The sequence below is a fragment of the Enteractinococcus helveticum genome, from assembly GCF_001657475.1.
Lineage (GTDB): Bacteria > Actinomycetota > Actinomycetes > Actinomycetales > Micrococcaceae > Yaniella > Yaniella helvetica.
This window is the reverse complement of record NZ_LXEY01000022.1, coordinates 32,521-46,037: the sequence shown is the minus strand read 5'-3', so window position 1 is coordinate 46,037 and position 13,517 is coordinate 32,521. Positions and strand designations below refer to the sequence as shown.

At 58.9% G+C, this 13,517-nt stretch carries 12 protein-coding genes; 3 read left to right on the top strand and 9 right to left on the bottom strand.

What is annotated here, in order from left to right; all coding sequences use genetic code 11:
• Positions 1 to 15: 15 nt before the first annotated feature.
• A complete protein-coding gene (locus A6F49_RS12145) occupies positions 16 to 1,425 on the top strand; it encodes a phytoene desaturase family protein (protein ID WP_043058858.1) in 1,410 nt (469 codons plus the stop codon).
• Here the strand turns inward: A6F49_RS12145 and proC are convergent.
• The 6 genes from proC to trhO are packed head-to-tail and all read right to left on the bottom strand — an operon-like array spanning position 1,422 to position 9,326.
• Positions 1,422 to 2,237 (bottom strand): pyrroline-5-carboxylate reductase, encoded by an 816-nt coding sequence (proC, locus tag A6F49_RS12140; RefSeq protein ID WP_043058859.1) that lies wholly within the window; start codon positions 2,235 to 2,237, stop codon positions 1,422 to 1,424. The genes A6F49_RS12145 and proC overlap by 4 nt on opposite strands.
• The gene (locus A6F49_RS12135; RefSeq protein WP_043058860.1) at positions 2,237 to 3,049 is read right to left on the bottom strand and encodes a sugar phosphate isomerase/epimerase family protein; all 813 of its coding nucleotides are present in this window, start codon (positions 3,047 to 3,049) and stop codon (positions 2,237 to 2,239) included. Before A6F49_RS12135 ends, proC begins: the two co-directional genes overlap by 1 nt.
• Positions 3,042 to 4,079 carry a Ppx/GppA phosphatase family protein gene (locus tag A6F49_RS12130; RefSeq protein ID WP_043058861.1) on the bottom strand — a complete coding sequence of 346 codons (1,038 nt, stop codon included), beginning with the start codon at positions 4,077 to 4,079 and terminating at the stop codon, positions 3,042 to 3,044. Before A6F49_RS12130 ends, A6F49_RS12135 begins: the two co-directional genes overlap by 8 nt.
• Positions 4,080 to 4,086: 7 nt before the next feature.
• Positions 4,087 to 6,813 (bottom strand): type I DNA topoisomerase, encoded by a 2,727-nt coding sequence (gene topA / locus A6F49_RS12125; protein WP_043058862.1) that lies wholly within the window; start codon positions 6,811 to 6,813, stop codon positions 4,087 to 4,089.
• A gap of 36 nt (positions 6,814 to 6,849) precedes the next feature.
• Complete coding sequence (locus A6F49_RS12120; RefSeq protein ID WP_043058863.1) at positions 6,850 to 8,412, bottom strand: DUF7059 domain-containing protein; 1,563 nt, start codon at positions 8,410 to 8,412, stop codon at positions 6,850 to 6,852.
• Positions 8,412 to 9,326 carry an oxygen-dependent tRNA uridine(34) hydroxylase TrhO gene (gene trhO, locus A6F49_RS12115; protein ID WP_043058864.1) on the bottom strand — a complete coding sequence of 305 codons (915 nt, stop codon included), beginning with the start codon at positions 9,324 to 9,326 and terminating at the stop codon, positions 8,412 to 8,414. Before trhO ends, A6F49_RS12120 begins: the two co-directional genes overlap by 1 nt.
• Before the next feature lie 137 nt (positions 9,327 to 9,463).
• On the opposite strand from trhO, the gene A6F49_RS12110 reads away from it, so the two are divergent.
• Both A6F49_RS12110 and A6F49_RS12105 read left to right on the top strand, forming a co-directional pair.
• A complete protein-coding gene (locus A6F49_RS12110; protein ID WP_052505024.1) occupies positions 9,464 to 10,225 on the top strand; it encodes a GNAT family N-acetyltransferase in 762 nt (253 codons plus the stop codon).
• Entirely contained in the window at positions 10,198 to 12,579 is a 2,382-nt protein-coding gene (locus A6F49_RS12105) for a DEAD/DEAH box helicase (protein ID WP_082911768.1), read from the top strand. Before A6F49_RS12110 ends, A6F49_RS12105 begins: the two co-directional genes overlap by 28 nt.
• Here the strand turns inward: A6F49_RS12105 and A6F49_RS12100 are convergent.
• From A6F49_RS12100 to A6F49_RS12090, 3 genes are read right to left on the bottom strand one after another with little or no spacing between them, the layout of a single operon-like run.
• Positions 12,542 to 12,913: an Rv3654c family TadE-like protein gene (locus tag A6F49_RS12100; RefSeq protein ID WP_043058865.1), complete on the bottom strand. Its 372-nt coding sequence runs from the start codon at positions 12,911 to 12,913 to the stop codon at positions 12,542 to 12,544. The genes A6F49_RS12105 and A6F49_RS12100 overlap by 38 nt on opposite strands.
• Complete coding sequence (locus A6F49_RS12095) at positions 12,895 to 13,257, bottom strand: TadE family type IV pilus minor pilin (protein WP_043058866.1); 363 nt, start codon at positions 13,255 to 13,257, stop codon at positions 12,895 to 12,897. Before A6F49_RS12095 ends, A6F49_RS12100 begins: the two co-directional genes overlap by 19 nt.
• 50 nt (positions 13,258 to 13,307) lie before the next feature.
• Entirely contained in the window at positions 13,308 to 13,487 is a 180-nt protein-coding gene (locus A6F49_RS12090; RefSeq protein WP_043058979.1) for a DUF4244 domain-containing protein, read from the bottom strand.
• Between the last annotated feature and the right edge of the window lie 30 nt (positions 13,488 to 13,517).

Genomic DNA, 13,517 nt, shown 5'->3' with positions numbered 1-13,517 from the left:
AAGGCGAAACGTTTTATGGTGACTGCCAATGTGATTGGCTCGGGCCCCAATGGATTAGCGGCAGCGGTGACGCTGGCCAAGGCGGGGGTTGAAGTCACCATCTATGAGCGTAACGCGATCCCGGGTGGTGGCGCTCGTTCGGTTGAGGCCACGCTGCCGGGCCTAATGCATGACCATTGCGCCGGATTTCACCCGCTGTCGGTCAATAACGCATTTATGGTGGACGCGCAGTTGGATACCTTCGGTTTGGAATGGGCGCTGCCAGAGATTCAGTATGCCCACCCGCTGGACTATGGGCGCGGGGCGGCTGCCCATCGTTCGATTCAACACACCGTGCAACAGCTGGGTGATCCGGCCTGGCAGGTGCTATTTGGTCCCCTGGCCCGGCATTTTGCCAAACTGTCTGCCGACGTGGTCCACCCCATGCTGCAATTACCGCAGTCACCCATTGGATTTGCGCGCTTTGGCATGCGAGCAGGACTGCCGGCCAATGTGTTAGCCAAAGCCTTTAGGACCGATGAGGCTCAGGCATTATTTGCGGGGGTTGCCGCCCACGCGTTTCGACCATTGCACACGCTGGGATCTTCGGCCATTGGAGCGACCCTGTTAGCAGCAGCACACGCGGTGGGTTGGCCGGTGGCCAAAGGTGGTTCGCAGGCGATTGTTGATGCGATGCTCAAGGCGTTAGACCACTATGGTGCCACGGTGGTTACCGATGCCCATATCAGTTCGGTAGCCGATATTCCGACCGCAGATATTGTCATGCTCAATACGGGTCCGGCGGCAGCCGCAGACATCCTCGGGTCGGCCGTGCCGGATCGTGTGGCATCTGGGTTGCGACGCTACCGGTACGGGTCGGCAGCGGCCCCGGTGAGCTTGGCGGTGGAGGGTGGTATCCCGTGGCTATATGAACCGGCACGTCGAGCTGGCACGGTACACGTGGGCGGATCGTTTGCGGAGATCGCCGTCGTCGAGGCACAGATTGCCAAGGGCAAGATGCCGCGCAATCCGTTTGTGCTGGTGGGTCAGCAATCGGTGGCCGATCCAGGTCGGGCGCACAATAATATTCACCCGGTTGATGCGTATGCGCACGTTCCCGCGGGGTATCCGCACGATGCCACGGAGCTGATTATCCGCCAGCTGGAGCGTTTCGCGCCCGGCGTGCGCGAGCGGATTGTGGCGCGCAGTTCGCGCACCACCGCAGACCTTGAGGCAGATAACCCCAACTTTGTGGGTGGGGATATCGTTTCGGGTGCCAATTCCATGGACCAGCTGTTGTTCCGTCCGCGCCCGGCACTCAACCCGTACCGGTTGGGTCCGGCGCGAGCCTATCTGTGTTCTGCGGCCACGCCCCCTGGCGCCGGGGTTCACGGGATGGCTGGCTATAACGCGGCCCGCAGCGCGCTGGAGGATCTAGAACGCTAAGCGCCGAGTTCTTCGGAGCGAGTGACGTTGGCCTGCAGTGCCTTGATGATCAGGTCATTGAATCCGTTGGCGTCCATCGAATTTAGCGCGGCTTGTGTGGTGCCGCCTTCGGTAGCAATCGAGTCTTCTAGGGCGCTGGGATCGGCGTCGTGGTGATCCAACATCGCCCCGGCGCCAACCACCGTTAGACGGGCCAGTTCTTGGGCAACCTGCTCTTCCAGCCCCAGTTCCACACCGGCTGCAGCAAGTGCGTTGACGAATCGGAAGACGTATCCCGGTCCGGAACCGGCCATCGCGCCTAATGCATTGAGTTGGTTTTCGGACAGTTGGAACACGGTACCCGATGCGGCGAAGAGTTGTTCAACCTGGGTGACTTGGGCATCGGTGACGGTGGCCCCGCGTGCCAGGCCCACCACACCTTTGCCCACGGTCAGTGCAACGTTGGGCATGGTGCGCACCACGGGCTGGCCTTCGGGCAACACCGAGGTGAGGGTGGCCAGCGTGGTGCCGGCGGCAACAGAAACCACCACGGTGTCGGGACGCAGCGCATCGGCCAACGCCTGTGCGGTCTCCGCAATGTGGAACGGTTTGACTCCCAGCACCACGATGTCGGCATCAGCCACCGCCTGGGCATTGGTTCCCGGGTTGTTTTCTTCGGCAGTCACCGAGATGCCAAATTCCTCGCGCCGGGTGGCCGCGGAGGCTTCCGAATGCGTGGTGGCAATAAGGTTTTCTGGGTCGTAGCCATCGGCTAACAGGCCGGCGACGATCGCAGAGTTGAGATGCCCTAAACCAATAAAGCTGATGCGCACTAGTGTTGTTCTCCTTGGGTTGCTGGGTTGCGTGCCAGATGTTTGCGGGTAAAAGCCAGTGCTTCGGCCAGCATTTCTTCGCGGTGGCCCGGATATTTTTGGCCGCGCGTGGATACCTCGATACACACGGCGCCATCGTAGTCACTTTCGGCCAGATAGTGCAGCGATTCCACCACGCGTTGGTTGCCATGGCCGGGCAGCAGGTGTTCATCTGCGGGTGAGCCGGCCCCATCGGTGAGGTGGACGTGTGCTAGTCGCGAGCCAAGCAGTTTGATGGCGCGTAGTGAGTCCATTTTGGCGGTTGCGGCGTGCGAAAAATCCCAGGTGACATGGTCGTAGTCCTGTGGGATGGGATCATAGTGGGGCAGATACATTTTAATTTCTTGGCCGCTGACCCGCCACGGGTACATGTTTTCCACCGCAATGGTCACTCCGGTGGCTTCCATGATGTCGCGAATGCCATCGGCAAAATCGGTGGCATAGGAACCCTGCCAGCGAAAGGGTGGATGCACGACGACGATTTCAGCCCCCAGTTCGCGTGCCTGGTCGGCTGCGCGGGCAACTTTGGTCCACGCGGAGCCCCAGACCTGTTGCGTAAAGAGCAGGGTTGGGGCGTGGATCGAATGGATGGGCATCGAGTGCCGCTGGGCCAGGTCATCAAGTTTGGTGGGGTCATGGGTCCACCGGTTCTGGGTGATCATGACTTCAACGCCGTCATAGCCGAGGTCTTCGGCCATCGCAAAGACGTGTTGGGGTGGTAGAGAAAAGATCGACGATGACGACAGTGTCACCGGGATTTCTGGTCTAGCCACCTGTTACTCCTAGTGAGAATCCGGGCCGTTGGTCATCCGAGGTCAAGTCTACGCCCTCAACCCAGACGCTGTCCTTGGTCTCTGCCACGCGGCCTTGCACACGTAGGGCATCCAAGCGTCCCAGGATCAGGCCCTCGCGTAGCGCCCACGGGCAGATGCTGAGCTTTTTGACTTTAAATATTTTCATGGCAGCCTGGGCTACCATGCCACCGGCTAATACCTGGCGGGCACGAATGTCGGATACCCCGGGCAGCTGGGCTCGCTGGGCTTCGGTCATCAGCGCCATGGTCTGGTTCCACATCAGCAGGTCTTTGGCTCGCAGCCTGCGCGGCACAAAGAGCCCGTCAGTCGACGGCGCAGCGCCTGCGACTCGAGCCAGCGAGCGGAAGGTCTTCGATGTCCCGGTGACTACCGTATTCTCCGGGAGTTTTTTCGGAAACATTTTCCGGTATTTCTTTAACACCGAATAAATGTAGTCGTCTAAGGTTTCGACCTGCTGTGCTGAGGGTGGATCGGGGTCCGGGAAGAATTCTCGGGTCAGCCGCTGGGCACCCAGCGGCACCGATACCGCGGTAGTCGGCAGCTCATCGGTGCCAAAGGACATTTCAAATGAGCCGCCACCGATATCAAAGTTCAGCAGGTTTTCCACGTGCCAACCGTGCCAGCGTCGCACCGCGAAATAGGTCATCGCTGCTTCCTGGTCACCCGACAGCACGGTGAGATGCACACTGGTTTCTTCGGTAATGCGTTCCAGTACCTCGGGTCCATTGGCCGCATCACGGATGGCCGAGGTACAAAAACTGATCATGTCGGCGGCACCGTTGGCCTTGGCGAAGGCCACGGCACCGTTAATAAACTCGATTAGGCTGTGCTGACCTTCTTCGGTAATGGCACCGTCGTCATCAAGGTGCTGGATTAGCGACATCGGACGTTTGTGGTCGGCGTAGGCGGTTGGGCGCGCGCCGGGAAACGCATCCACCAATAACAGGTGGACGGTATTTGAGCCGATGTCCAGAACTCCCAGACGCATGGTTGTGCTACTTCTTCTTCGCTCGTTTAACGGGGCCTTTAGCCCGTTTTTCGGCGAGCAGTTCGAAGGCCTGGCCCTCGGTGATCTGCTCTGGGGCGGTACCGCGTGGCACGGTCACGTTGGTGGTGCCGTCGGTGATATAGGGGCCAAATCGGCCTTCTTTGATCACGACTTTCTTGCCAGACGACGGGTCATTGCCAAATTCGGCAATCGGCGGTTTGGCCTGGCCCCGGCCACGGCGCTGTTTTGGTTGCGAGTAGATTTCTTCGGCTTGTTCAAGCGTGATGGTAAATAGCTGCTCTTCGGATTCCAGTGATCGCGAATCCGAACCCTTGCGCAAATACGGACCGAAGCGGCCGTTTTGTGCGGTGATTTCTTCGCCGTCGGCGGCCACCCCCAGACTCCGCGGTAACGACAGGATCTTCAGCGCGTCGTCCAAGGTCATGGTTGCAATCTCCATGCCCTTGAGTAGGGACCCAGTTTTGGGTTTGGGCTTCTTCGGGGCCTTTTTGGGTTTCTTCCGCCCGTTTTTGTAATACTCATCGGGTTGGGCGTCTTTATATGCCTGGATTTCTTCTTCGGTGAAGTCCCGAACGTTTTGAGTGACGTAGGGTCCATAGCGGCCATCTTTGGCAACGATTTCATAGCCGGTTTCCGGATCAGTGCCCAGGAGGCGTTCAGATGGCCCGGCGGTTTCAATCATTTCGACGGCGAGGGCTGCCGTGAGCTCATCCGGTGCCATTTCTTCGGGCACATTGGCGCGCTTGGGGTCATCGCCCTCTTGCGCTTCAGCGCCTAGGGCCTGTTCCAGGTACGGCCCGTAGCGTCCTACCCGCAGGGTGATGCCCTCGGCAACCGGAATCGAGTTGATGGCCCGAGCGTCAATATCGCCCAGGTTTTCCACGGTGTGTTTCAGGCCCTGAGCCGATTCAGCCTGGCCAAAGTAGAAGCCTTCCAACCAGTCGCGCCGATCCATCTGGCCGGCGGCAATCTGGTCGAGGTCATCTTCCATGCGGGCGGTGAATTCGTAGTCCACGTAGCGGGCGAAATGTTCTTCCAGCAACCGGATCACCGAAAACGCAATCCAGGACGGTACCAGTGCCGAGCCGCGTTTACGCACGTAGCCGCGGTCCAGGATCGTGGAGATGGTCGGTGCATATGTTGATGGGCGCCCGATTTCGCGTTTTTCTAATTCGGCGACCAATGACGCTTCGGTGTAGCGAGCCGGTGGCGTGGTTTCGTGGCCTTCGGCTTCAAGATCACGGGCCTCCAGGATCTGGCCTTCACCCATATCGGGCAGGCGGGCGTCGTCGCGCTCTTGTTTTTCACCCGGCACGGATTTCTGATCCGACTCATAGGCCTTCATGAACCCGGGCACGGTAATGACGGTACCCGAGGCCGAGAACTCGGCAACCCGCGGGGTGGTTTCGGCCGAGGTGCCCGCAATTTTCACGGTGGCGGTGTACCCGGTGGCGTCAATCATCTGCGAGGCCACGGTGCGTTTCCAAATCAGCTCATAGAGCCGGTACTCGTCGGCGGTCAGCGAGTTTTTGACTTTTGACGGCGTCCGGAAGTAGTCACCGGACGGGCGGATCGCTTCGTGAGCTTCCTGCGCGGAAGCATTCTTGGAGGCGTAGTAGCGCGGTGTATCCGGCACCATGTCGCCGCCATAGAGTTCGGTGGCCTGCTTCCGGGCCGCCGAAATCGCCTGGGACGACAAGACGACCGAGTCGGTACGCATGTACGTAATATACCCGTTTTCATACAGCCGCTGGGCCACCTGCATGGTCACCCGCGAAGTGAACCGTAGACGACGCGAAGCTTCCTGCTGCAGGGTCGAGGTGGTAAACGGTGCTGCCGGACGACGACGATATGGCTTGTCCTCAAGCGAGGTGATCGCAAATTCGGTGTCGGCCAGCCCAGTGGCCAGCGACTGGGCGGAACTCTGATCCAGGTGAACAACTTCGGCCTTGGATTTCAACTGTCCTTCGTCGTCAAAATCCCGACCGGTGGCCACGCGAACGTCATCGACGGCCGAAAGCTTAGCGTTGAACGATTCTTCGGCGTCGGTCACAAAATCTGCGGTCAGGTCCCAGTAAGACGCCGGGACAAAGGCCATGCGTTCGCGTTCGCGTTCCACAACCAGGCGGGTGGCCACGGACTGGACACGACCAGCCGATAAGCCGGGGCCGACTTTGCGCCACAGCACCGGGGAGATTTCATAACCGTAGAGCCGGTCGAGGATGCGGCGGGTTTCCTGGGCATCCACCAGATCGGTGTCGAGTTCGCGGATATTCTCCAGGGCGCGCTGGATGCCCTCTTCGGTGATTTCAGTAAACGCCATGCGGTAGACCGGGACTTTAGGTTTCAGCACCTCAAGCAGGTGCCAGGCAATCGCCTCGCCTTCCCGGTCAGCATCTGTTGCCAGGTAGAGTTCGTCGGCGGTCTTGAGCGCTTTGCGAAGTTCTGCGACCTTCTTTTTCTTATCGTCTGCAACCACATAATAGGGTTCGAAGCCGTCTTCGGTGTCTACTGCGAATTTGCCGTAGGGGCCCTTTTTCATGTCGGTGGGCAGATCAGATGGGCGAGGCAGGTCGCGAATGTGACCTACAGAGGAATCAACAATCCAGCCCTCACCAAGAAATTTGGCGATGGATCGGCTTTTGGCCGGGGATTCCACGATAACCAATTTGGTGGTATCACCATTGGTCGTTGCAGAACTTTTTGCGCTCACGTGGCTCCTTTTCACTACAGCTTCTTCAACACTAATCTAACCCGTTGGGCTGCCATGCTCGAATACTTCCAGAAATCCGTCAACGTATAACGCGGTGATTTCGTCTTGCAGCGCAGCCGTTTGGGTGTCGTCTAGTTCCAGTAATCCTGCCACAGCTGCGGTCAGTTGGCCGGCCGTCAGTTCGCCGTCGCACGCGCCCAACACGGCAGCAGTTGCGGTGTCGAGTCGGATGTGTCGGCCGAAACCTGCCCCAGATTTGGCCATCAGAACCTCGGGGTGATCGGCCCCGAAACGCTGATATTGCTCATAGGTTACCCAATCTGGAACCACCAGGTGTGTGTCCGCCAGCGTCCAGCGGGGTGTTTCGGTCTGCACGGCGTCGTGACGGGTCACCGATGTGGACCAGGCGCGTGCCACGGGTTGATGAACCGTTGCCGTGAGATATTCAAACCGGTGTAATGGTGGAGTGTTGGCGCGTTTTCGTAACCACACCCAGCCAAAGCCAATTTGGGTGACGCCGCGTGCGGTGAAATCGGCCAGATATGCGGCATAGGACTGCGCATAAGCCTGCGGGTCAAGGTTTTCCGAAGAGTCGCGCAACCAGATCTCGGCATACTGTGCCGGATCCGAGCTGGAGCGTTGGATCGCCCAAATGTCCATGGCCTCGGACGGCCAGGTAGCCAGGCGGGCATGCCAGTCACCCTCGCCGAACATTTCCCAGTTGGCCAGCATCACGGCCTGACCGCCATCGGCCAGCACGGTGTCAATGGATGCAATGAGTTCTTTGACCAACCGGTCACCGGTGTGTCCGGTTTCGCGGTACGTGTGGGTGGTGGTCGATGACACCGGTGCGATCACAAACGGCGGATTGGTAACAACCAGTTCAAAGTACTGGCCGGCAACCGGTTCCAACATGTTGCCTGCCACCACGGTGACCCGGTCGTGGAGATCATGCGGGTCGACGTCGAGCACCGCGGCGTTGAGCAGGATGTTAAAGACGGCAAAATCTAGGGCGCGCTGGGAGATGTCGGTGATGGTCACGTGCCGGGCGTGGGTCAGCAGGTGCAGGGCCTGGATCCCACATCCGGTGCCGACATCAAGTGCTGTATTGACTTCGTGGCGCGGTGTGATTTCAGCCAGGGTCATCGACGCTTTGCCGACACCCAAAATGTGTTCGGCAGGCAACGGGTGGCCCAGTTGCAGCGCGGTTTGATCTGAGGCCACCCACATGTTCCCGGGATGATCGGTGGCATAAGCCGACAGATCCACGGTGGCAACGACGTCGTCGTCACTGGTAAACCGCACAATATTTAAGGCCAGCGCCCCGTCGAGACCTAGTGTGGCAAATAGCTGCTCGGCCTGCGGTGTACTGATGGGATCGGCCAGCATGAAACAACTGATCAACCCGGCCAGGCGATTACCCTGCGCCAGCGGTTCGACCAGTGCTTGGCGTGCGGGAATGACCTGTTCGCGATCCAAGGCGGCAGCCGCGGTGTGCCCTAGCAGTTGGGCAACGTTGGCTGTGGAGTATCCGGCCGAGGTCAGATCTTGGGCCAGGGCCGCAATGGCGGCAACATTGGCAACCGGTGCAGGGTGCATTACTGGTTCACCGTCACCTTGGTTGCACAGGTTTCGCACACGCGATCGGTGTGTGATTCGTGGCAGTCATCGCAGATCACTGCCAGAGTTTTACAGCCTGGATCGGTGCAGTTTCGTAACTGGGCGGTCGGGGTGTTACACAACTGACATGAGCCGATGACTTTGGGAGTATCCGAGAAGTTCAGTGTCATCCGGTCATCGAATACATACAGTGAGCCTTCCCAGAGTCCGTCGTCGCCGAAGGCTTCTCCATAACGGACAATGCCGCCGTCAATTTGGTACAGCTCTTGGAAACCTCGGTTGGCCATCAGCACGGTCAACACTTCGCAGCGGATGCCGCCGGTGCAATAGGTAATGACCGGCTGGTCTCTGAGGTGATCGTATTTACCGGATTCTAATTCGGCGATGAAGTCACGCGTGGTCGTGACATCCGGGACGACGGCGTCCTTGAACTTGCCGATTTCGGCTTCGAATTTATTGCGCCCGTCAAAGAAGGTGACCGGACGGCCTTCGGCCTCTTTGGCCGCGACCAGTTCATTGACTTCTTGCGGGGTCAGATGCGTGGCAGTACCAAGCACTGTGTTGCCCGGGGCAACCGTGATTTCCTCGGGACGGTCAAAGGCTACTAATTCGGGTTTGACCTTGACGCTCAGGCGTGGAAAGTCTTCGGCTCCACCCTCGGACCATTTCACCTCAAGATCGTTAAACCCTTCGTAGCCGCGAGTGTTTTTTATGTACTCTTTAACCGCCCGAATCGGCCCGCCAACCGTACCGTTAATGCCGTGTTCGGAGATGATGATCCGGCCGGTCAACCCCAGCCGTTTGCAGAGCTCTCTTTGCCACAGTACAACGGCCTGTGGATCGTTAATAGGTGCGAAGTGGTAGTACAGTGCGATTTTTGATTGAGGGTTCATGATTGACATTTCTGTTGCAATTTTTTGAGCGGTCAGGCTGTGATTTGGGCTTTCTTAAGGGTTACAAGTTGGTGACGCTTGCGCAATGTCATGACCCGTGGCTGGGCTTAGAGCGTGACTAAAGCTATTCTAGGGTCATGGCTATCACTACTTCACTGACAGACGAACTTGCCACGGCGTGGCTGACCGGACGTGCTCGCATTCGAAACTATCACCTGACCACTCAGGGGAATATCCATGCTGCCCTGCGCACGCCAGAGTCGGCTCAAGCCGGTGAAGACCTTTGGGAATACGTTGTCACGAATGCTTCCGATCATCTCCTGAAGGCTGTTGCAGAAGAAATCCTCAAATACCCCAGCCGCCAGTTGATTGTTGCGGCGGATCTGGCTGATGAGCCACAGCCTGCGGGATCCACCGCGAAACACTTTGCAGAAAAGACCGGGTTGCGTCCTATCGGTGTTGATGAACTGGTGATGGTCACCGATATGACCCAGCAGGACGTCGAAGAGCCGATCATTCCCGAGCAGTTCACCGCCGAAGTTACCCGCAATGACGGCTGGTACCTGGTGGCCTTTAGAACCACGGATGAAGCCGATATCGGCCCAGATAAGCTGGCCGCCCGCGGTCGTGTGGCGGTTGTTGATGGCACTTATGCGGTCTTCGATCAGATTTGGACGGCCCCGGATTTCCGCCGTCAGGGTCTTGGTTCACTGACTATGCGCTACTTGAGCTCGTTGGCACTGGAACACGACGTCGAGACCGGACTATTGATTGCCGGGCTCGAAGGCCAAGCACTGTACACCTACCTGGGTTGGACGGCAATCGGCGACGTCGTCGTCCTTGGCCATCCTGATGTCAACCCCGAAGATCAGTGGGCAACGCAAACTTTCGAAGTGTAAGTATCAGCCACGACGACGCTGCAGCCTACCTGGCGGAGCTTCTAGGCTATTCGCGGGTGCCGGACCAATTGGTCCACACCCGAGTGTTGCCAGAACGCACCGCCAGGTTTTCTGTATGGCCGGAGTCGCTGCCCGCCCAATTCCGTGATGCGGTGGGCTCAACCGGCGTGGAGCAACCCTTTGCTCATCAGGTTGCCGCAGCCCAGTTGGCGCTAGCCGGTGAGCACGTCGTGTTGGCAACCGGCACGGCGTCTGGCAAGTCCTTGGCCTACCACATGCCCGTGGCAACCACCCTGGCCGATGGCATCTCAACGGCCCTGTATCTGGCACCGACCAAAGCTTTGAGCGCTGACCAGTTAGCCTCCTGGCAGTACCTGGCGGATCACGGGGTCAACTGGTTGAGGCCTGCCCCCTACGACGGCGACACGGATCCGCAGTCTCGGGCGTGGGCCCGTGAGCACGCCAATGTGCTGGTCACAAATCCCGACATGTTGCACGTGGGCATTTTGCCGAACCATTCGGCCTGGTCAAAGTTCTTTCGGCACCTAAAATACGTGATTGTCGATGAGGCACACACCTACCGCGGGGTATTTGGCTCCCATGTGGCGGTCGTGCTGACGCGATTGCGCCGCATCTGTGCTCACTTAGGCAACACGGAACTGATCTTCTTCGGGGCATCGGCGACATCCTCGGCCCCGGCAGAGAGTTTTTCAGCGTTGATCGGTGCGCCCGCTCGCAGCGTGGAAGAAGACACTTCGGGCCATGGCGAAGTCGTCGTAGGGTTCTGGGAATCGGAATTTTCCGGGGCCACTGGAGAACATAACGCCCCGCTGCGTCGTTCGCTGATGGCTACTGGGGCCGATATGCTGACAGATCTGGCGGTCAATTCGATCCGCTCGGTGGCGTTTATTCGATCCCGGCGCGGGGCGGAAGCCATGGCCCAAATCGTCAAGCGCCAACTGGCGGAAGTCGACCCGTCCTTAGTCGGACGAGCCGCAGCCTATCGGGCTGGGCTCTTACCGGAGGAACGTCGTGAAGTTGAAGATCAGCTAAATAATGGCAAACTTCTCGCCGTGTCGACAACACCGGCACTGGAGCTTGGGATCGATATCGCCGGGTTGGACGGGGTGGTCGTCGCGGGTTGGCCGGGCACAAGGGCGTCGTTTTTTCAGCAATTGGGTCGCGCAGGGCGGGCTGGTCAGCGATCGATAGCCCTCTATGTTGCCGGTGATGATCCAATGGATACCTATCTGGTGCATCATCCGCAGGCGGTCTTTGATCTGGCGGTCGAAGATAACGTGATCGACCCACAAAATCCTCATATTCTGTCGGCCCACCTCTGCGCAGCCGCCGCTGAATTGCCCCTGCAACCCAGTGACCTGGGGGTTTTTGGAGATGCCGATCATGTGCGTGACATCGTGGAAGAGCTCACGTCAACAGGGTATCTACGGCGTCGTCCTGCAGGTTGGTACTGGACTCATGAACAGCACGCTGCCGGTATGATCAGTCTGCGCGATGCCGGCGGCGGGCCGATGCAGATCATCGACGGCGAGACGGGCGCGATTTTGGGGTCAATCGGTGCAGAGCAAGCGCATTCGCAAACACATCCGGGCGCGGTCTATGTGCATCAGGGTCGCACCTGGGTTGTTGAGGATTTAGACGAAGACCATTCGACCGTGGTCGTGCTGCGCGCTGAGCCTGAATACTACACGCAGGCTCGTGATGTCACGGATGTCGAAATTTTGGGCGAAGATGCCCGGATATATTCTGAGCCCGACAAGCTGGCGTGGGTGCACGGGCCGGTCAAAGTAACGAATCAAGTAGTGTCCTATCAGCGCAAGGAAGTATCCAGCGGCAAAGTGATCGACGAGCAGCCATTGGAGTTGGCCGCCCGGGAGCTCTATACCCAGGGTGTGTGGTTTACGGCGCCCTCACAGCAATTCATCACCGCTGGGCTCACGACCGATCGGCTACCCGGTGCACTGCACGCGGCCGAGCACGCGATGATTGGCATGATGCCCCTGGTGGCTTCCAATGATCGGTGGGACATCGGCGGCGTTTCATTAGTTCTCCACCCCGATACCGAAGCCCCAACCGTCTTTGTCTACGATGGACACCCCGGTGGGGTTGGGTTTGCCACTCGTGGTTTCAGCCAGGCCAGCACCTGGATTACCGCGACCATGCATGCCATCGAAAACTGCGCCTGCACCGATGGGTGTCCTTCCTGTGTGCAATCCCCCAAGTGTGGCAACCGGAACTCGCCGTTAGATAAAGCCGGAGCCGTCGTCGTCTTGAATTACGTGGCCGAAGCATTAACTAGGGCTGTTTCGGTCCCGCCCGAGACTCAGCCGTAGCATCCAAGCCAATCGGACTAGCGACACTGACCTGAATATGTGCAACGCCCGGGGCACTAATGTCGCAGGAATCCATCGTGGCTCCGTGGGCTGCGACCGTACTTTCTGCGATCGCGCACGGCTCCCCTACCATGAGCCCTCGAGCGGCATCTGCTGCTGACAGCGCTGCTAAATCTGCAGCCACGGCGGCCCGTGAGGCGGCAATCTGGACTTGAATGAGCGTCAACGTTGCGGCAAACAACACCATCAGTGCTGCGAAGATAGTGAGCATCATGGCTGTGGACGCTCCGGTATCATCGGCACACCGGTGACGGGCTAAGGTGATGCGGTCCATTGATTTGGTGCTTTCGCTTGGGCGCTGATTTCAAATGCCGGAAACAATCCCAGCGGTCCGGGGACCGGACTGGTGAGTTCAACACTGGCCCACGGACCCGATGTTGAAGTCGATAACTGGGTCGAAGCCGTTGTCATATTCGTCACCGAGGTTGTGATGGTCGCGATGGACTCGCCGCGTGCCAGTTGCCGAGCAGCCACGGCCGCGGCTTGGTGCAGCTTGGATTGCTGCATCCCGACCGCAATGATATTGATGAGCATCGCAACAACGAGCACGACGACGGGCAGGATCACGGCAAACTCTGCGGTCACGGAGCCTGCGGTCGATTTCTTGGCTGTGGTCATGGGGACTCCCTTGGAGTGGCCGGGGCAGGGCCCCGGCCACAGCTGGTGGGTTAGAAGCTCAGGGCTCGTTCAATCAGGCCCTCTAGTAGCCCCTGCACGGCACCCGACGACAAGACTGCTGCTAGCAATCCAGCGAAGGCTACAGCGGCGAGTGTCACGATTGAGTACTCGGCGGTACTAGCCCCGGTGTCATCGGTGAAATCGAGTTCAAATGGTTGGTTGTGTTCCATGATGTTCTCCTTTGGGTGGTGGGTGGTATT